The sequence below is a fragment of the Paraburkholderia caffeinilytica genome (assembly GCF_051027425.1).
GTDB classification, from domain to species: domain Bacteria; phylum Pseudomonadota; class Gammaproteobacteria; order Burkholderiales; family Burkholderiaceae; genus Paraburkholderia; species Paraburkholderia caffeinilytica_A.
In genome coordinates, this window is record NZ_CP186552.1 from 715,227 (window position 1) to 734,489 (window position 19,263).

14 protein-coding genes are annotated in these 19,263 nt (G+C 61.6%); 9 read left to right on the plus strand and 5 right to left on the minus strand.

All coding sequences use genetic code 11. The features are described from left to right. Positions 1-548: 548 nt before the first annotated feature. Complete coding sequence (locus ACOSV0_RS03120; protein ID WP_434110381.1) at positions 549-866, minus strand: hypothetical protein; 318 nt, start codon at positions 864-866, stop codon at positions 549-551. On the opposite strand from ACOSV0_RS03120, the gene ACOSV0_RS03125 reads away from it, so the two are divergent. Beyond that, positions 839-1,924 (plus strand): glycosyltransferase family 4 protein, encoded by a 1,086-nt coding sequence (locus tag ACOSV0_RS03125; protein ID WP_434108665.1) that lies wholly within the window; start codon positions 839-841, stop codon positions 1,922-1,924. The two genes, ACOSV0_RS03120 and ACOSV0_RS03125, sit on opposite strands and share 28 nt — an antisense overlap. A 25-nt stretch (positions 1,925-1,949) precedes the next feature. On the opposite strand, the gene ACOSV0_RS03130 is transcribed toward ACOSV0_RS03125, so the two are convergent. The 4 genes from ACOSV0_RS03130 to ACOSV0_RS03145 all read right to left on the minus strand — a co-directional run bounded on the left by ACOSV0_RS03130 (position 1,950) and on the right by ACOSV0_RS03145 (position 7,391). Further along, a complete protein-coding gene (locus ACOSV0_RS03130; protein WP_434108666.1) occupies positions 1,950-4,346 on the minus strand; it encodes a hypothetical protein in 2,397 nt (798 codons plus the stop codon). A 170-nt stretch (positions 4,347-4,516) separates the two neighbouring features. Continuing rightward, entirely contained in the window at positions 4,517-4,969 is a 453-nt protein-coding gene (locus tag ACOSV0_RS03135) for a GDP-mannose mannosyl hydrolase (RefSeq protein WP_434108667.1), read from the minus strand. Between the two features lie 62 nt (positions 4,970-5,031). Beyond that, positions 5,032-5,181 (minus strand): hypothetical protein, encoded by a 150-nt coding sequence (locus ACOSV0_RS03140; RefSeq protein WP_434108668.1) that lies wholly within the window; start codon positions 5,179-5,181, stop codon positions 5,032-5,034. 176 nt (positions 5,182-5,357) lie between these two features. Next, positions 5,358-7,391 (minus strand): hypothetical protein, encoded by a 2,034-nt coding sequence (locus ACOSV0_RS03145; protein WP_434108669.1) that lies wholly within the window; start codon positions 7,389-7,391, stop codon positions 5,358-5,360. Positions 7,392-8,193: 802 nt separating this feature from the next. Here ACOSV0_RS03145 and ACOSV0_RS03150 point away from each other — a divergent pair. The 8 genes from ACOSV0_RS03150 (at position 8,194) to ACOSV0_RS03185 (ending at position 19,231) form a co-directional block, all read left to right on the plus strand. Beyond that, on the plus strand, positions 8,194-9,180 hold the full coding sequence (locus tag ACOSV0_RS03150; RefSeq protein ID WP_434110150.1) for a GlxA family transcriptional regulator: 987 nt from the start codon (positions 8,194-8,196) through the stop codon (positions 9,178-9,180). 103 nt (positions 9,181-9,283) lie between these two features. Continuing rightward, positions 9,284-10,873, plus strand: coding sequence for a sugar phosphate nucleotidyltransferase (locus ACOSV0_RS03155; RefSeq protein ID WP_434108670.1), 1,590 nt, complete (start codon positions 9,284-9,286; stop codon positions 10,871-10,873). Between the two features lie 55 nt (positions 10,874-10,928). Further along, positions 10,929-12,314 carry an undecaprenyl-phosphate glucose phosphotransferase gene (locus ACOSV0_RS03160; protein ID WP_434108671.1) on the plus strand — a complete coding sequence of 462 codons (1,386 nt, stop codon included), beginning with the start codon at positions 10,929-10,931 and terminating at the stop codon, positions 12,312-12,314. Positions 12,315-12,389: 75 nt separating this feature from the next. Next, complete coding sequence (locus tag ACOSV0_RS03165; protein WP_434108672.1) at positions 12,390-13,529, plus strand: polysaccharide biosynthesis/export family protein; 1,140 nt, start codon at positions 12,390-12,392, stop codon at positions 13,527-13,529. Positions 13,530-13,578: 49 nt separating this feature from the next. Then, positions 13,579-15,813, plus strand: coding sequence for a polysaccharide biosynthesis tyrosine autokinase (locus ACOSV0_RS03170; RefSeq protein WP_434108673.1), 2,235 nt, complete (start codon positions 13,579-13,581; stop codon positions 15,811-15,813). 79 nt (positions 15,814-15,892) lie between these two features. Further along, complete coding sequence (gene gmd, locus ACOSV0_RS03175; RefSeq protein WP_434108674.1) at positions 15,893-17,011, plus strand: GDP-mannose 4,6-dehydratase; 1,119 nt, start codon at positions 15,893-15,895, stop codon at positions 17,009-17,011. Between the two features lie 5 nt (positions 17,012-17,016). Further along, positions 17,017-17,976 (plus strand): GDP-L-fucose synthase family protein, encoded by a 960-nt coding sequence (locus ACOSV0_RS03180; protein ID WP_434108675.1) that lies wholly within the window; start codon positions 17,017-17,019, stop codon positions 17,974-17,976. A gap of 112 nt (positions 17,977-18,088) precedes the next feature. Continuing rightward, positions 18,089-19,231: a glycosyltransferase family 4 protein gene (locus ACOSV0_RS03185; RefSeq protein WP_434108676.1), complete on the plus strand. Its 1,143-nt coding sequence runs from the start codon at positions 18,089-18,091 to the stop codon at positions 19,229-19,231. Positions 19,232-19,263 lie beyond the last annotated feature (32 nt).

The window sequence follows — 19,263 nt, forward strand, 5'->3', positions numbered from 1 at the left end:
AATGCGTTAGCTGAACGTTCGTCCACCTCTTCGCGCAAAGCGCGTCCGGAGGCGGAACGAACATCCGGGTTCAATTGCAAGCCGGCCGATAGTTGAAACGTCGGCGCCGGCCGTCCTGTGTGCACAACGGGTTCGTTGCGCGAGGGTGATGCCTTCCCGGGTTGTCGGCCCCAAACGCATTTCTCTGCAGAGAAATTCATGTCATGCGAATTCGTGCCGCTCGTACTGGTGGGTTGGCGGAATCGAACGACTGGGGAACGTACGACGAAAACAACAAAAGGGTTCGGGGAACAACGCGGTTCACATCGCAGTACGTGAATTCATGGCGCAAGCCAATGAACTATTTGCTGTTCTGTAAGTAAAGCAGGCTCAAATGGGAAGAATCGACAGTCACCATACGCATTAGTATGTTTAAAAGAAGTAACGAGTCGTTACGTATGAACAATAACGCAGTACTAATTGCATTGATCACACAAAACCATACGTATGGCCAGACCAGTTTTTATCCGCCAGGCAGAAGTGGGGTCGAAAAGATTTGAAATGGATGCCTAACTATATAAATCGATGTAAACCGCAGCGTAATGGGCGATAGCGCTCATTGCATAGCCGAAGGAAACTTGGAGATGGCGGAAAAGTGCTGGGCCTTCGGTGTAAGGTTTCCACGCGATGGCGACTTCGCGGCGGACCTGTCGCTGATTTATGGAGACGAGGCCGTGCCCGGCGAAAAGGGCGCGACAGATAGACGATGACGAGGCGCCGAGGTTTTTTGGCGCCGGTACTTGCTGGTCGGAAGGTTGATCCGCTGCGCAAAAAAGGCGGTTGTCCAGAGAGATAAATCGTGAGAATTCTTCAGTTGGTTCACGCACCGCGACTATCCGGGGCTGAGGTACTTGTAAAGGGGCTCGCGATTCATCACCAGCGCGGGGGCCATGAGGTTTGCATTACGTCGCTGCTTCCACAGCAGGACGATTTCGTCGACATTCGTGCCGAGCTTCAGGCCGCAGGCGTCACCTGTCGGTTCCCGAGCGTCCATTACGGCAGGGTGGGCAAACTGCTGCATCTGTATCGCGTGATCCGTCAGTTCCGTCCCGATTTCATCGTGGCTCATGCCACACTCGCGGCACTCTATGTGCGTCTTCTACCTGTGCATACGCCGATCGCCTGGGTGATGCACTCCGGTGTCAACGACTTCGAGAACGGTGCGCTCAAGCAGGCGGAGCGTCTGCTGTCCAGGCGGGCGAGAGCGATCATCGGCGTATCGCAGCAGAATATCGACGACTACCTGCGAGAGATCGGCAAACACCCGGCTATGGTGGTGATCCCGAATGGCGTGGACGCGTCGCTGTTCTCGGAAGACGACGGCACGTCGGCAGCGGATGTCGGCGTGCCTGCCAAACAGATTGTTCAGTTGGGCCGCTATATAGAAGGGAAAAGCCAGCTGGACACGGTTCGTGCGTTCGAGCGTGTCGTGCAAAGCGAGCCCGAGGCGCGCCTGCTGCTGTGTGGCGTTGTGGAAGACGTTGCCTATCATCAGGCGGTGCTGTCGCTCGTTCATCAGCTTGGGTTGGACAGCCGCGTGACGGTATGCGGGCCACGCTCGGATGTCGCTGCGATCCTTCGCGCCTCGCGCGTCTTTGCGATGCCTTCGCGATTCGAAGCGCAGAGCATTGGTTTTCTGGAGGCGCTCGCCTCAGGTATTCCGGTCGTGGCGAGCCGGATTCCGTCGTTCGGCTTTGCCAGCGGCTTTGCCGGCGTCAATCTCGTCGATACGGCTGATCCTGAGGCCTATGGCCGTGCGTTGCTCGGTGCGCTCGACATGCCGCGTGCGAACCGGCAGCTCGCGGGATACACGCTGCATGACACGGCGGATCGCTATATGACGATTGCACGGCAGTTCGTCCGGCCAATGCAAGTCTCAGTATGAATTTCGTCGGATCGACCGGCTCGCGCTACTGCGCCAATCGGTCGATTCGCACTGTCTCCGAGAACAGTCCGGGCAACTCGCCGAGGTCCTGAGCGGGACCCAAGGCGAAATTGTCGCCTACCGGATAGCGTGTCAGCGCCGGTGCGCCGCCGGTGAAATAGAAATCGCCGAGCGTCGCATCGGTTCTTCGATAAAGCACGAGCCCGGCATTGCGCTTGTCACGCACGTCACGCACGAACGCAGGGAAAACATCCGACCACGACATGCCATGCAATGTCGCCGCGTGGACAGGTACGCTCGCCGTGCCTGTTGCGTCGAGCGTGGCAATGTCGATGGCCGCGTCCTCGTTCGTTCCGTCGAGGTGCGGTGTCAAAAGAATCAGCGTATTGTTCGCCTGGCCGCGCACGGCTCCTATCGTTACCTTGACGAAATCGGCCAGGAAACTCGCCGGCAATAACTTGCGTTCGCCAATGCTCATGCGTGTGCCGTCGTTGGCGATTTGCGTGAGCGCGAGCCGACCGTCGGCGCCATTCACCGCGATCAGTGACGCGCGTGATCCTGGCGCCTGGACCGGCAGCAGATTTGCGTTATGCGGTAGGGTTTTTGCCTGCGCCATGAGCGTGAGCGTCGGCGCCGAGCCAGATGAGCCTGCGGAAGACGCTATCCAGAGGTCGAGGCCGCTATCGGTTCGCTTCTGCGCGATCAGCACGCCGGCACGTCCCGTTCCGCTAAAGTCCGCTGCCACATATTGTTGCGTCAACTCCGGCTTGAGCGCACTGCCGGTCTGGAGCCAGAGACGCGGCGGTTCGAAGTGATCGCCTGTACTGCGAAGCAACCAGAACGCCGTGCCGCCGCGACGTGCGGTGATTGCCATCAGGTCCGCTTTGCCGTCGCCGTCGAAATCGCCGAGCAGGAAGCGTGCGCTATCGAAGCACAGTTTGTCATTTGCGCAACTCGGCGCCGTAGCGCGGGGATCGAATGGGACGACGCTGGCGTACCAAAGCGCGGGGCGCGACGCTTTCACGAGTGATGCCGCATACACGTTGAATCCGGGTCCATCGTGTTGTCGCTGCACGTCGACCGCAGTTGGCTCACCCGTGCCGTCGATGTCGCCGACCATGGCAGTAGCGAGCCGAAGATCGGTTGCCTGAGTGTGTTGCGTAGTCGACCAACGGTAGCGTGTGGTGAGCTGCGTGCAGCCGCGCATGGTGAGCTTGCCGTCGTTTTCGCCGAGGCAGTGCCGCTGCGGCGTATACACGATGCCGAAGTCCCACGGCGTCCAGCGCTGCGCCATGTCCCATTGATCGCAGGTCTCGGCGCTCAGATAGCCGTCGCGTTCGGCGATGCATTGCGAAGTCGCGACGCTGACAAGCGCGGCGTTGCGCGTGTTGCCCGGATAGACGGTCAGCGGGTCCCAGCGCCATTGCTGCGCGGAGGAGCCTGTGCACGCGGCGAGTGTCGGCGTCTGGCCGCTGCCCGCGGCAGTCAGACAACTGCTCGTCGCCGCATTGAATAGCTGAATGGGATGCGCCATGAAATCCGCGATCCGGTGATCGCTGCGATCGGCAAATGCATAACGGCGCGCGACCCAATTTCCGTCCCACTGAAACTCACCGAATACATGCGAAGACTCGTTGCCGTCGACGGAAAAATAGCTGGCGACGATATCGCGCTTGCGCTGGACTTCTGCCGCCGGAACGTTGGCGGGCCAGTCGCCGGTCGGATAGGTGATGTGGTATTCGATCGGCACGCTTTTGCTCAGCGTTTGGGCGACGTGGCGCGTGATGCGCGCGGCGTAGATGTGATCGGGATGCTCGAGAAACGGCACGGTGTCCGGATTGAGCGTGTAGATCTCCGAGGCGTCGGTAAGTATCGCTTTGAGCGTAGCCGACAAGGAGGCCCGATCGTATTGCACGCGCACCGAGCCGTCGGCGTTCATCGGATAGGTGGAGAGCGTGGCGTGCTGTTCCCACAGGAGGCCGAGCGGTACGCGGCCGCCGCGCACGGCGCCGCCAGGCAGCCTGAGTTCGAGCAGACGGACTTGCGGCTTTGCCTTCAGCACCATCTGATGCACGAGCTTGCCGGCGATCGGGAGATTCGTTTCGATCCATTCGTCAGGCGCCCCTGCCATGCGCGCATAAGCGAGCCGCGAGGCCCGCTCGCGAGTCTGCACATAAGCGAAATCCGCCCCGTTGGCGCCGCCGATCAGGTGCACGGTGGTGATGCACCAGCCGGCGTCGAGCCGTTCGTTGATGGCAGGATCTACGAAGAGCAGATCGTCATCGAGGTGGGCGACAACCGTGACCAGCGTGCCGGCGCCGCAATTCGCCGCTCGCGCCGAACCGGGAAGGAAAGCGAAGAAAAGCAGCGCCAGAAAGGCAATGGATGAATCGCGAACGAGCCTGGCTGCCGATGATCGCATGTTGATTCGAACCCTGACGGTGAGCTCGATCATACTGTACCGGCGTGGGTCGCCGCGTTGGCGAACTCACAGTAGGCGTTACTTTTGCGCGTCGGCAATGGGCTATGCAGGCGCTGGTGTTGTTGACGCTAGCGGTAGCCTTGCCGCCAACGCCAACGCCAACGCCAACGCTAGCGGAAGTAAGCCTTGGTGTTCTCGTGAACATCGGCGCGCGCGAGCAGCGCCGACGGCGTAAGCCAGAGATATTCGCTGTGCTGGTCGAACCGCCCGACTGAGATAGTGCTGGTGAACTGCAGCGCATAGGCGAGCACGATGTAGTGCGTCGACACGTCAGGCTCGGCGGCGAAGTTGTCTTTGTAGTGATGCTCGAATACGCCTTCGAAGCGTGCGGCAGAACGCGCCAGCTTCGCGATACCCAATTCGGCGTCGGCAATGCGTGTGAACGCGGCGTCGAGCGATTCGTCTTTATGAATGCGCCCGCCGGGAACGAACCACGTGCCGCGAGCAGGGCGATTGCGACGATGGCCGATCAACACGCGGCCCTCGGCGTCGCTGACGATCAGATCGATCGCAACCAGCGGCGTCAGACGCACCACGTCCAGGAAATCGATCTCGGTCAGCATGTCATCTCCTGCAGGGCGTGCGCCGGTGGGGCGCGGGTGATCGTGAGGCGTTCCAGAAGGCGCTAATAGTCGTGATGGTGCTCATCGTCCCGGGTGAGGCGCTCGGAGACGGAAGCCAGCAACAGTGCGACCAGAATCGCGCCGAGCGTGGCGAAGAGAAACGCGCCGACCATCGCGGCTAGCACCAGCATCGTCCATGCGAGGCCGTTCATTTCTCGGCTCCAGCGCGTTGATATGCACGCGAACCAGCACCCGCCTGGATTCTACGTGTGCAAACAACGTGCGGCCCTGTCACATCACGCCGAAGTATCGGCACATCACGACAGCGAGCGGTGTCTGTCGAAGGGAGCATCCGCGGCGCTCGCTACGTGCGCCGTGCACGGCGAATCTAGCGGGGAACGTAACCCTCCGGGGTCGTGACCGTATCCTTGAACACGTCCGCGTTGGAGGACACGACATAGACCGGCGTCGGAGACAGCTTGAGATTCGCCACGCCGTCGCGATACGGCAGGGCGGATGCATTGCCCATCATGTCGAACATCGTAATTTCGCCCGACGTGCCGGGCGCATCGACCCGCAGACGATAGTCCGTACTTTGGCTCGCACTGAAGCCGGTTTTAGCGCTCCATGTGTCGTTGTCATGCGTCCACAGCGCGGTCACGATCTTGCCGCCGCCGAGCCGCCGGAACGCGTACGCGTAGACGCCCTTGGGCAATCCCTTGAGTGGCCCGAGCGTATCCGTTCCGTCGATGATTCGCGTCATCGCCGCCACCGCGAGCGCGGCAGGTTTGGGGCTGATGCGAGTAGGGCCGTAGGCGCCGTTCGGGTGATCGAGTTCGAAGAAGATCCCGTAGCCGGGCGCGGCGTCCGGCATGTCCGCGAGGTAAAACACGTAGGTCATGTCCGCGCCTTCGCCGAGCAGGATGAGATGCGTGCGCGCGACGACCGCGGCTTGCGCATACAGCACGTTCGCGTCCGGATAGTTCTTGCCGTAGGCCTGACCGATGTCGTAGCTGATACCGGTTTCGGTGACGAACAGCGGCGCGCCGGGTTTCAGGTACTGACGCATCTCATGGCGCAGCGCCCGCATCGCGGCAGGTAGTGCGCCTGGCACGGTGCCCGTGTTCCCTGAATCGGCGACGCGCTCGGGGGGATGCGACGGCGTCGTGCCGATGTCGTAATAGCCGTGAATGGTCATACCGTCCATATAGCGGCCGATGCCGAGCGGACCGAGGCGGCGCATCCACGTGACGTTGGCTTGCACTGATGCATAAGTCACGCCCATCACCACGGCATGCGGGTCCGTCTGATGAATGCCCTCCCACACGGCCTTGTACATCGCGATGAAATTCGCGTCGGAGTCGCGCCACGGCAGACCGCCATCCGCGTCGGGTTCCCATGTCACCTGATAGTAGTTGTCGCGCTGTTTGGGGAAGTAGGTCGTCCGCGTACGGTTGGACTCGGCGCCGACTTTGGCCATGTAGTCCTTCATTTGCGCGAGTGAAGTGGGTGCATAGCTGTGTGTCTCTTTGCCGGTCGGGCTGGCCCACTGAGGAATGCCGTCGAGCTGGATCAAACGCATGATGTCGCCGCGCCGGAAGTAGGGGAGCAACTGCTTGCTCGCGGGATCGAACGTGCCCGCGGTTTTCGGCTCTTCCATGTACCAGTTGCGGTTGTCGTTGGCCCACGAAAGGCCTAGCGCCGTATAGACCGGCCGATAGCCGTCGCCATCGCAGCAATGCTGCCCGGGCGCAAGATAGGCGGTGCCCTGTCCGCCGAATCGATGCAGGTCTTCATAAGGAAAGCGCACGGCCGGTAAAGCAGCGGACGTGTCCGGCAATACGCCAAAGGTGGCGATGCCCGCAGGACGTGTACCGCGCGATTCGAGTTGCCCGTGCGCGCGTTCCAGCGAAGCGGAGAGAGCGAAGTAGCCGGCAACGCTCGACGCGCAACTGAGCGTCGATAGCGTGGTGCCCGCCGTAACGGGGAAGCGGCCGCTGGCGCGCACGGCATTCCAGCTGTCGCGGATCTGCCAGTTAAGTGTGTCGTTTTGCGTCGGACGTGTTGTGAAAACTAGCGCGAAGGGTTTGTCTGCTGCAAACAGGCGCGTACCGTCGCCCGGCGTGTCCGCTTCCAGCAGATCGCCATTAGCGGCCGCGCGCGTCTGTGAGGCGGGCGCGGCGCAGCGCAGGCCTTGGTCGGGCGGCGCTTTCAATGCAGTGGGCACGGTGGTTGCCGGTTCCGACGCGGTGTCTTCGCCGGCCGGGGCCGCCTTCGCCGCCGTGCTCGCGTCAGTTGCGGCGATCGTGGCGACCAGAAGGATTGACGCCGCTGTCGAGGCCGCGGTGCGCAGCCCTGATCCATGAACCGCCAAGGCGCCGGCGAGTGTTCGCAGCGCTTGATATTCGCGTACATTGGGCATGTGTTTTCCGTGTGTTTCGACCTACCTGTTCCGGCGGCAACGCGTCGCTGAATTGCTAGTTGACCAGGCCAGACCCGCCTCACGCTACCTCGTATCGCAATCTGTTGCGGAAACCGCATAGGCCATTTCCGCAATTCGATGGCGGAATCGCACCGCCTCTCATCCGACAGAATTCTCCATTGGCCCGTCTATTGCCGGGCCGGATAAAAGTGTCTTATTGCCGTGTTTCACGTTTGAAACATTAATCGTCCCGTTTATATCCTCGCTATCCAATAACAACGAATTAAATAATTTTGCTACGCGCGAAATTGATTATATTGGAGACTGCTTTACATATCCCGGTTCGCCGGATATATCGTCAGAAGAAAGTCCCGCTGGAATCCGGTAGAACAATGACCGATGCGGGTAAGGCGGCTGCACTCATTCTGGCAACGTGACAGCAAGAAGTCACTTCAAATCCGCGGAACGACAGGCGGATCAAATTGCAACTCAAGCATTTCGAGTGGCGATTGTATGTGCGTCAACGCACAAAAAAATCGTATTAATCTGTATTGAAATTCGCGAAATGTAAATTCATTCATATGTTGAATCGGTATTTAATTCGCTGAAAAAATAGTAGTGCGACGATTGTTCCGGGAATAACTGGCCGGCCACCATATCGAAACGCCAACATGTCTGCACTTTCGGTCATGGCGGCTAAATGCTTGATTGCTGATGGCTATGATGCACTGCACAGAGTATTCCTCTGTGTAGACGTTCAAGGTTTAAAAGTAGATCCGTTTTCTTGTGAGAGAGGATGACTATGACCTGCGCGAGTCTCGAGTCCGCAATGTTGCGCTGGGTGCACGCACCGAACAAGGGGATGCGGCGCATCGCAATACTGATGTTCAACGACTGCTCGCTGCAGGGCGCGGGCGTGGTTGCCGAAGTATTCCAGGCTGCGAACGAACTGGCATCGTCCGGTTCGGGCGGCTGGTTATATGACGTTTCCTTCCTGTCCGCCGACGGCGGCATGGTGACCTCGTCGTCGGCGCTGCGGGTCTGGACAGACGGACTCGACGCGCGGCATTACGGCGGCTTCGACGCGTTGTATGTGGCCGGCGGCAAAGGCGCATTCGCCGCCTCCGGCGACGAGCGTCTGATCGCCTGGCTGCGGCGCGTTCGCCGCAATACCGGCATGATCCGGCCGATCGCGGAAGGCCGCGCGCTACTCGATGCGGCCTATGTGCCGGACGGCAAGGAAGGCGGCGATTTCCGCCAGCAGCAGCCGATGCCGTCGCGCCAGACCGAGCAGAACGGCGATGCGGGCGACCGGCTCGAATCGATGAGAAGCGCGCTCGCCATGATCAAGCGCGATCTCGGCGGTGCGGCCGCTCGCACAGTGGCCGAACGCCTGCTCGCCGATTCATGCTCGAACCTCGCACCGCTGCTTGGCGAAGACGGCGGTTTGAGCCCTGGCGACAAAGTGCGCGCTGCCGCACGCTGGCTGCAAGAGAATTGCCAGCAGTCGATTTCGATCGCCGACGCCGCCCAGTTCGCCGCGATGAGCGAGCGCAACTTCCTGCGCCGCTTCAAGATGGAAATGGGTATCACGCCCTCGAGTTTCCTGTTGCATGAACGCCTCGCGGTGACCTGCAGCCTGCTGACCGAGTCGGAGTTGCCGGTGGACAAGATTGCCCGCCGCACCGGCATGGGCAACGGCGATCGTCTCGCGAAGGTCTTCCGCAAGCGGATGAGAATTTCCCCCACCGAGTTCCGGATTCAAAGCCGCCGCATGGTCGGGGGATAGCGCGCGCGACGCGAGCCGGCTGAGCGCGCTCGCCACGCAGTATTTTGGTGCAGTACTTCGGTAAGTATTTCGTCGACTTCAGAGAACTGTAAGGAATGCGAATATGTTGACCAGGGGAGCTGTGAACGCCGCATCGGTGAATCCGGACAGCGCGAGCGCCGGTGCCGCCGGTGCGCATTGCGCGCGCATCGTCCCGGTCATTCTTGCCGGAGGCTCGGGCACGCGGCTGTGGCCGGTGTCGCGGGAAAACTATCCCAAGCAACTGATCGACGTCGTCGGTTCCGACTCGTTGCTGCAGGCCACCGCGCGGCGTATGGACGGCTTTCCCGCGGGCTGGAATGTGGACGTGTCGCCGATCATCGTGTGCGGCGAAGAACACCGGTTTGTGATTGCCGAGCAGCTTCTTGAAAACGGCGTGGCCGCGCGTCTGATCGTCGAGCCAGCACGGCGCGATACGGCGCCGGCGTTGACGCTCGCGGCGTCGCTCGCATGCGCGAACGGCGACGACCCGATTCTCATCGTCATGCCGGCCGACCATTCGATTGCGGATGTGCCCGCGCTGCAAGGCGCGCTGGCACGTGCCGCGAGATACGCGGAACGGGGCTCAATCGCCACGCTGGGCGTGCCGCCCACGCGTCCCGATACGGGCTTCGGTTATATCCGCATCGGCGGCCAATTGTCTGATGGCGGATATGCGATCGATGGCTTCGTCGAGAAGCCGGCTGAGGAAATCGCCGCGCAGTACGTCGCGGCGGGCACGTACTGGTGGAACGCCGGGATCTTTGTCGTGCGGGCGCGTGTGTGGCTCGATACGCTGAAACGCCTGCAGCCAGAGATGCACGCGGCCTGCGAACGCGCATTCGTGAACGGCAATACCGAAGGCGCGTATTTCCGTCCGCTGGTGGACGCCTTCCTGAGTTCGCCCGCCGATTCGATCGACTATGCGGTGATGGAGCGTCTTGCCGACGCAAGTGACGCAAGTGACGTGAACGCCACCGGCGAGACGGCCGCAACGCACGGCACGGACCCGCAAGTGGCCGGCGCGAATCCGTCCGGTGTCGTGGTACGGCTCGATGCCGGCTGGTCGGATCTCGGCTCCTGGGACGCCGTCTGGGCCGCAATGGAGAAGGACGCCAACGGTAACGCCGGACGCGGGCGCGTGACGTTCGAAGGCGCGGTGTCGAGCTACGCGCATTCCGAAGGCCGGCTCGTCGCGTGTGTCGGCACGACCAATGTGGTGGTGGTCGAAACCGCGGATGCCGTGCTGGTGGTCGACCGTTCACATGTGCAGGACGTCAAGGGTCTGGTGTCGCGCATCAAGGCGCAGCACGCTCCCGAGGCCGATGCGCATCGCAAGGTGCGTCGCCCGTGGGGTTTCTACGATTCCATCGACCGTGGCGAGCGCTTCCAGGTGAAGCGCATCGTCGTCACGCCGGGCGCGAAGCTTTCGCTGCAACTGCATCACCACCGTGCCGAACACTGGGTCGTCGTGCGCGGCACGGCACTCGTCACGCGCGGCGAAGAGCAGTTCCTGCTGAGCGAAAACGAATCGACTTACATCCCGCTCGGCACACGTCACCGGCTCGAGAACCCCGGGAAAGTACCGCTCGAAATCATTGAAATCCAGTCAGGCACCTATCTCGGTGAAGACGACATTGTGAGGTTCAACGACAACTACGGCCGCTGCTCCTAACAGCGCCCGGAATCATCTGCGGAAAAGAACGAACGGCAAGAACGAGGTAAGCAAAATGCGCAAGTTTCAGGATTTACTCGCGCGAGTTTTCGATGTCGCGTTGGTGCTCGCGGGGGCGGCGGTGGCGTCGCAGATCCGCTTCGATTACCTCGCCCAATCCGGATTCTATTGGGCGCTTGTGATGTTTTCCGCCGCCTTTGCGCTGGCTACCTTTCCAGCGTTCGGCGTGTACGAATCATGGCGCGGCCGCTCCAAGCTCTCGCTGGCCGGGCAGGTGTCGCTCGCGTGGCTGATGGTGCAGGGCAGCGCGCTCGTGCTGATGTATTCGCTGCATCGCATCGACTTCGTGTCGCGGCTGTGGTTCTCGTACTGGACCGCGGTGACGGGCGGCCTCCTGATCGCCTACCGGCTGATCACGCATGCGGTGCTCGCGCGTGCGCGCAGCGCCGGCCTGAATTTGCATCAGGTCGCGATCGTCGGCAGCGGCTCGCAATGCGACGCGATCATCCGCCGGATCGATTCGGCGCCCGGCACGGGGTTTCGCGCCACGGCCGTCTACAACACGCATCCCGATGTCTCCACCGTGACCAGCGCGCGGGTGCCGGTCTGCGATACGGTGGATGCGCTTGCTGACTACATTCGAAGCAACGACGTGCACGAGCTCTGGCTGATGTTGTCGCTCGCCGAAGAGCCCCTGATCTGCAAGCTGATCAGCGAGTTTCGCGACGATCTGGTGAACATCCGCTTCATGCCGGACGTGCGCAGCATTGCATTGTTCGATGGCAGCGGCGTGATCGATCTGCTCGGCGTGCCGGCGATCAACCTCGTCGCCTCGCCGCTGTCGGCCAGTTCGATGCTGAAGAAGGAAATCTTCGACCGCCTGTTCGCCGCGACAGCGTTGATCGGTCTCGCGCCGATCCTGCTCGGTATTGCGATCGCGGTGAAGCTTTCGTCACGCGGCCCGGTTCTCTTCAAGCAGAAGCGTAAAGGCGCGGACGGCCGTGTCTTCACGATCTACAAATTCCGCTCGATGCGACTGCATACCGAGCAAAAAGGCATGCTCAGGCAAGCGACGCGCAACGATGCGCGCGTGACGAAAGTCGGCGCATTTCTACGCCGCACGAGCCTCGACGAATTGCCTCAGTTCTTCAACGTGTTGCGTGGCGACATGTCGGTCGTCGGACCGCGTCCCCATGCACTCGAGCACGACGACCTCTATCAGAAAGTGGTCGCCGGCTACATCAATCGCTATCGGATCAAGCCGGGCATTACGGGCTGGGCGCAGATCAACGGCTTTCGTGGCGAAACCGACCGCATCGAGAAGATGGAGCGTCGCGTCGAACATGACCTGTACTACCTGGGGCATTGGTCGTTCGCACTCGATATGCGGATTATCGGCGCGACGATTGTTGCCGGACTGGTGCATCGAAACGCTTACTAAGTAGTGAACAAGCTAACAAGCACGCTGGGCGCTCCCTCCCCCGAGGACAGTTTCCTGGCACAAGGAGGAAACACCATGAGCTCGCTTGGTATACGCACGGGAAGTCTCGTGATTTTCACAGTTACAACACTGCTATCCGGCTGCGGGGTCGTACCGGGCCAGCGGATGATTACGCCAGCCGCGATTCAGGACACGGGTGGGGACTACAGCACGGAAGCATCGCAGCAACAGCAGATCCCGATCACCGATATCAATCTCGCGCTGCTGCGCAAGATGAACGCGGCGCAGACGTCCGCGGCGCTCACGCCGGAGACCCTGGCCTTGTTCGGCAAGCCCACGGCGTACAAGGTTGGCCCGGGTGATGTGCTGCAGATCGTCGTGTGGGATCACCCTGAACTTGCCGCCGCGCTTGGGCAGCCCGCACAGAACGCGAAGACATCGGACGCCGCGCCCGGTTTTCTGATCGACGAAAACGGCGACGTGCAGTTCCCGTATGCGGGCACGGTGCATGTGGCCGGCAAAGATGTTGCGTCGATCCAGAAGGAACTGCACCGGCGTCTGAGCAACGTGTACCAGAAGCCTGAAGTGACGGTGCGGGTGGCTTCGTTCCGGGCGGCACAAATCTATGTCGACGGCGAGGTACGCACGCCGGGTTCTCAGTCGCTCAACGATATTCCGATGACGCTGACGAGCGCGATCAACCAGGGCGGCGGCTTCAGCGCGAACGCGGATCGCAGCCGGGTGGACCTGATTCGCAACGGCGTGACGTATCCGCTCAACGTGGACGATCTGATCAAACGCGGCCGCAATCCGTCGGATATTTACCTGCAACCGGGCGACATGGTGCGTGTGGCGTCGCGTGAAGACAGCGGCGTGTATGTGATGGGCGAGGTCAACAAGCCCGCGACGATCATGCCGATGCGTAACGGCTCGCTGACGCTTTCGCAGGCGATTTCCGACAGCGGCAGTTTCGACTCGAACACGGCGGCGGCCAGACAGTTGTTCGTGATCCGAAATTCGACAAGCGATTCGCCGCAGGTCTATCACCTCGATGCGACCTCGCCGGTGTCCATGGTCCTCGCCAATCAGTTCGAGCTTCAGCCGAAGGATGTCGTGTATGTCGGGCAAGGTGGGCTGGTCCGCTTCAACCGTGTGTTGAACCTGCTGCTGCCGGCGATCAATGCGGCTGTGACGGGTGCCGTTCTTGCGAAATGACAACCGTGCAACGTGACCTTGAACCGCCGGGCTTTGTTGGGTGAACAAAATGGCAATCAACTTCGAAAACCGCTATACCGACGTGTCCGGATCGGACGAGCTGCATCTGTCGGACTATCTGCGCACGATCGTGAGGGGCTGGCGCACGATCGTGACGGTGACGCTGATCGCACTCGCGCTGGGGTGCGCGTATGCCTTCCTCGCACCGCCGACGTATCGCGCGGACGTGTTGTTCCACGTCGAGGACAAGACGGCGAACGCCAACGCGAACGGCAAGGATTCCTTGCCGCCGCTTACCGGCATGTTCGACACCAAGCCCTCGACGGCGGCGGAGATCGAGTTGCTGAAGTCGCGTCTCGTCACCGAGGAAACGGTCAAGAAGCTGCATCTCGACATTTCGGCGTCGCCGCGTACCTTGCCGTTCATCGGCGGGATGATCGCGGGTCTGGTGAATGGGCAGTGGGGCTTCAAGCTGCCTTCGTTCATCAACCTGTCGGGCTATGCATGGGGTAACGAGAGCATTGCCGTGTCGCGCTTCGACACGTCGAAGGATTTCTACGACACGACCTTCACGCTGATTGCGGGCGATGCCGGTTCGTATGTACTGCGCGACAAGAACGGTATCGCGATTCTCTCCGGCCATGTCGGCGAGACGGTGGAAACCGATACCGCCGACGGCCCGATCGCGTTGCACGTCGATAAGCTGGTGGGCGCGCCCGGCTCGCGTTTCGAACTGCAGCGTGCTTCGACGCTCGGCACCGTGGACCGCTTGCAAAAGGCGCTCGTGGTGGCGGAAACCACGTTGCAATCCGGTGTGATTCGCACGAGTCTCGAAGGCGGCGACCCCGCGCTGACCGCGGCGATCGTCAACAGCATGGCGCGCGAGTTCGTACGTCAGGATGTGGAAAGCCGCTCGACCGAAGCGGAGCATATGCTGGCCTTCCTCGACCAGCAACTGCCCGGCTTGCGCAAGGAACTCGACGACGCCGAGCAACGCTATAACAAATTCCGCAATGCACACGGTACGGTCGATCTCGGTGAAGAGAGCCGCCTGCTGCTCCAGCAGGTTGTCGACAACAAGACCAAGCTGCTCGATCTGCAGCAGCAACGCGCGGAGATGTCGCAACGCTTCACGGCGAATCACCCGGCGGTCGCTGCGCTCGATGCACAGATCGCTGCGTTGCAAGGCGCGGCGGCCAGCATGAACCGCAGCGTCGCCGTGATGCCGGATACCGAGCAGACCGCGTTGCGTCTTCTGCGCGACGTGCATGTCGATACGGAGCTCTATACCAATCTGCTGAATAGCGCACAGCAACTCCGGGTGGCGAAAGCCGGCCAGGTAGGGAACGTGCGCGTGGTGGATTTCGCCGAAACGCCTGACGAACCGGTGCGTCCGAAGCGCGTGCTAGCGATCCTGATCGCGCTCGGCGGCGGCTTGCTGATCGGCATCATGCTGACCTTCTTCAAGCGCGCGATGTACGGCGGCGTGGAACGTCCGGACGAACTCGAAGCGGTGCTCGGCGTACCGGTATTCGCGATCGTGCCGCGCAGCCAGACGCAATTGCGGCTGCAGGAAAACGTCATGCTGCGCCGCCGCGGGCTTCATGTGCTCGCGCAGCAGGCGCCGGAAGACATCGCCGTGGAAGGCGTGCGCAATCTGCGGACCTCGCTGCAACTTTCGCTCGATCACGCCGAGAACAACGTCGTGATGATCACGGGTTCGCGGCCCGACACCGGCAAGTCGTTCCTTTCGGTGAATCTGGCGGCGCTGGTGGCGTCGGCGAACAAGCGGGTACTGATTATCGACGGCGACATGCGGCGTGGCGACGTGCATTCGCATTTCGGTATCGGCCATCAGCCGGGGCTCTCCGACGTGCTGAGCGGCGGCGATCTCTCGGCGATGATCCAGCGCGACGTGCTGCCCGGACTCGATGTGCTCGCCAAGGGCACGCTGCCTTCGCATCCGTCCGAGCTGCTGATGAGCAAGCGCTTCGAAACCATGCTCGACGAGCTGAAATCGCATTACGACATCGTGATCGTCGATACGCCGCCAGTGCTCGCCGTCACCGATTCGACGGTGATCGGCAAGTACGCCGCGACGACGCTGCTGGTGGTGCGCCATGGCCGCCATCCGCTGAACGAGATCGCCGAGACCGCCAAGCGGCTGCTCAACGGCGGGGTGTCGCTCAGAGGCGTGTTGCTGACCGATGTGCCGCAGGAAGGCGCCTTCCTCGGTTCGGGCTATCAAGGCGGTTATTACGGATACGACAGCATTGCCGGTTGAGGTGGCGGCTCATGACGGAGCCGGTCATCCGACCGTGCTGTTGCGCGGGTATTGAAAATTAACGAAGGGGGATAGTTCCATGAAACGCAAGGTCGCGCTGATCACCGGCATTACTGGACAGGACGGGTCGTACCTCGCCGAGCTGCTGCTCGCCAAGGATTACGACGTACATGGCATCAAACGCAGGTCATCGCTGTTCAATACGGACCGGATCGATCATCTCTATCGCGACCCACACGACCCCGATCAGCGGCTCTTTCTCCATCACGCCGATCTGACCGACTCGACCAGCATTCTGCGCGTGATCCAGCGTGTGGAGCCCGACGAGATCTACAACCTCGCGGCGCAGAGTCACGTGGCGGTTTCGTTCGAGGAACCGGAATACACGGCCAACGCGGACGGGCTCGGCGCACTGCGCATTCTCGAGGCGATCCGGATTCTGGGCCTTCAGCACAAGACGCGTTTTTATCAGGCCTCGACCTCGGAACTGTACGGCCTTGTGCAGCAGATCCCGCAGTCGGAGACCACGCCGTTCTATCCGCGCAGCCCGTACGCGGTCGCCAAACTGTTCGCGTACTGGACCACGGTCAATTATCGCGAGGCCTACGGGCTCTACGCCTGCAACGGGATTCTGTTCAATCACGAATCGCCGGTGCGCGGCGAGACGTTCGTGACGCGCAAGATCACGCGCGCCGTGGCGCGCATTGCGGTGGGCATGCAGAAAACACTGTACCTCGGCAATCTGTCGGCGCTGCGCGACTGGGGCCATGCGCGCGACTACGTCGAGATGCAATGGCGCATGCTGCAACAGGAGCAGCCGGAGGATTACGTCATCGCCACCGGCGTGCAGTACAGCGTGCGCGAATTCGTCCGGCATGCCGCGGCTGAATTGGGTGTCACCGTGCGTTTCGAAGGCAGCGGTGCGGATGAAATCGGCATCGTCGAAAAGGTGGAAGGGCGCGAGGTCAAGATGTCGCCCGGCGATGTGATCGTGCGTGTCGATCCGCGCTATTTCCGGCCCGCCGAAGTCGAGACGCTGCTGGGCGATCCGTCGAAGGCTCATGCCAGGTTGGGATGGCAGCCCACTACGCCGTTCAGCGCGCTCGTCAAGGAAATGGTGCGGGCGGACTATCAGATTGCACGACGTGACGCGCTTGTCACGCTGGCCGGTTTCACGGCGTTGGAACATCACGAGTAACGGCGATGAATAAACAAGCACGCATCTTCGTCGCGGGCCACCGCGGCATGGTCGGCTCCGCGCTGGTTCGGCGGCTGAAAGCCGAGGGTTACCACAACGTCGTCACGCGTTCGAGGACGGAGCTCGACCTGATGGATCAGGCCGCCGTGAACGGTTTCTTCGAGCGGGAAAGAATCGACGTGGTGTTGCTCGCGGCCGCGCGCGTGGGCGGCATTCTCGCCAATGCGTCGCAGCCGGGTGAGTTCATCTATGAAAACCTGATGATCGAAACCAATGTGATTCATGCGGCGTATCGCGCGCAGGTCGAGCGGTTGGTGTTCTTCGGTTCGTCATGCATTTATCCGAAGCAGTGTCCGCAGCCGATCCGCGAAGAGTATCTGCTGACTTCACCGCTCGAATCGACCAACGACGCGTATGCGATTGCCAAGATCGCCGGTCTCAAGCTGTGTGAGGCGTACAACCGCGAGTACAACACGCAGTACGTCTCCTTGATGCCGACCAATCTGTATGGCCCGAACGACAACTACGACCTGAACAGCAGCCATGTTTTGCCGGCGCTGCTGAGGAAGGCGCACGAAGCGAAGGTGAACGGCGCCGCCACCTTGACCGTTTGGGGATCGGGCACGCCGCGCCGCGAATTTCTGCATGTCGACGATCTCGCCGCGGCAACGCTGTTCGTGCTCGAGCACAACGTGACAGAAGGCCTGTTCAACGTCGGGATTGGTGAGGACCTGTCGATTCGCGAGCTGGCCGAATGCATCTGCAAGGTGGTCGGTTTCGAGGGTGAGCTCGTGTTCGACGCGTCCAAACCCGACGGCACGCCGCGCAAGTTGCTCGACGTATCGCGGCTCGCGCACATGGGCTGGCACGCGACCACGGGCCTCGAAGAGGGTATCGCGTCCACGTATCGGGAATTCGTTGAATTACACGCCGGCTCGACCTCCGTCGCCGCCCTGCATGCATAGGCGCGCACTGAAGGGCCGTTGAGCGCGATTCCGGAATAGAGGGAACGCGTGGGGCGTTTCGCGCGAGCAGCGCGCAACGCACAGGGACGATATTTCGAGGAGTGGCATAAAAATGACCGCGTCAGTCACGATCTTCCACAACGTCGTATGGTCGCGTCACAAGGGTGTCGTGTTCTCCGCCTTGCATAACATCTCGGCATCCGGCGCGATCCGCTACTCAATGGTGCAGATTGCGGATACCGAGCACGACCGTGTCGGCTTTTCGGACGTCGACTATTCGTACCATCGCTATCCGATGCAGAAGCTGTTCGACGGTTGCTACGAAGATGTGCCGACGATAAAGATGATCGCGCGGCTCACATGGGAAGTGTTGCGAACCAAATCTGACCTGATCGTTCTGCCGGGCTACCACCGTCCGGAATACTGGGCGATGCTGGCGGCGTGCATCGTGACCGGCAAGCGGCGCGCGGTGTTCTGCGATTCGACCGCACGCGACCGGCCCAAAAAACTGCTGACGTCGATTCCGAAGCGCGTGTTCTTCTCGCTCTGCGACGGCTATTTCGGTTTCGGCGAGCGCAGCCGCGAGTATCTGCTTTCACTTGGCGCGAAGCGCGACAAGATTTTCGTGCCGTGCCAGGCCGCCGCATTGCCTGGATCGTTCTCGCCGGAGCGCGCGCTGGTCGAGCGGACCGCGGCGCGCGCGGGCAATCCGCCGGTGTTTCTCTACGTGGGCCGTCTCTCGGAAGAGAAAGGCATTGGCACATTGATCGAGGCGTTCGCCGGTTTGCGGCGGCGTATTCCAGCGGCGAAGTTGCGCATTGTCGGCACAGGGCCGATGGCGGAAACGCTGCACGCAAAGGTGGCCGAACTCGAACTGAGCGACGCCGTGACTTTCGCCGGCAGTTTGCAGGACGAGCCGCTTACCCAGGAATACTACCGCGCGACCTGCATGGTGTTGCCGAGCTATAGCGAGCCGTGGGGACTTGTCGTCAACGAGGCGCTTGCGCACGGCTGCCCCGCGGTGGTCAGCGAAAGTTGCGGCTGTGTGCCGGAGCTGGTGATCGACGGCGTGAGCGGCTATGCCTTCACAGCGGGCGATGTCGCCGGATTGCAGCGCACGATGCTCAAGGCGATGGAGGCTTTCGCCGACGCCGGCGGCACGGCGCACCGTTGCATGGATGTGATCCGTCGTTTCGACCCGCCTTCCGCCGCCGCCAATATCGCGCGCGGCTGCGCGCTGATGCTGAGCGACTGACGCGCCTCACGGCACCGTCGCGCCTGCGAAGC

Bases quoted from the DNA above. Each gene is read 5' to 3' on its own strand.
- ACOSV0_RS03150 (WP_434110150.1), top strand. From the start codon at position 8,194: ATGACCTGCGCGAGTCTCGAGTCCGCAATGTTGCGCTGGGTGCACGCA.
- ACOSV0_RS03170 (WP_434108673.1), top strand. From the start codon at position 13,579: ATGGCAATCAACTTCGAAAACCGCTATACCGACGTGTCCGGATCGGAC.
- ACOSV0_RS03185 (WP_434108676.1), top strand. From the start codon at position 18,089: ATGACCGCGTCAGTCACGATCTTCCACAACGTCGTATGGTCGCGTCAC.
- ACOSV0_RS03160 (WP_434108671.1), top strand. From the start codon at position 10,929: ATGCGCAAGTTTCAGGATTTACTCGCGCGAGTTTTCGATGTCGCGTTG.
- ACOSV0_RS03155 (WP_434108670.1), top strand. From the start codon at position 9,284: ATGTTGACCAGGGGAGCTGTGAACGCCGCATCGGTGAATCCGGACAGC.
- ACOSV0_RS03180 (WP_434108675.1), top strand. From the start codon at position 17,017: ATGAATAAACAAGCACGCATCTTCGTCGCGGGCCACCGCGGCATGGTC.
- ACOSV0_RS03165 (WP_434108672.1), top strand. From the start codon at position 12,390: ATGAGCTCGCTTGGTATACGCACGGGAAGTCTCGTGATTTTCACAGTT.
- gmd (WP_434108674.1), top strand. From the start codon at position 15,893: ATGAAACGCAAGGTCGCGCTGATCACCGGCATTACTGGACAGGACGGG.
- ACOSV0_RS03130 (WP_434108666.1), bottom strand. From the start codon at position 4,346: ATGCGATCATCGGCAGCCAGGCTCGTTCGCGATTCATCCATTGCCTTT.
- ACOSV0_RS03145 (WP_434108669.1), bottom strand. From the start codon at position 7,391: ATGCCCAATGTACGCGAATATCAAGCGCTGCGAACACTCGCCGGCGCC.
- ACOSV0_RS03140 (WP_434108668.1), bottom strand. From the start codon at position 5,181: ATGAACGGCCTCGCATGGACGATGCTGGTGCTAGCCGCGATGGTCGGC.
- ACOSV0_RS03135 (WP_434108667.1), bottom strand. From the start codon at position 4,969: ATGCTGACCGAGATCGATTTCCTGGACGTGGTGCGTCTGACGCCGCTG.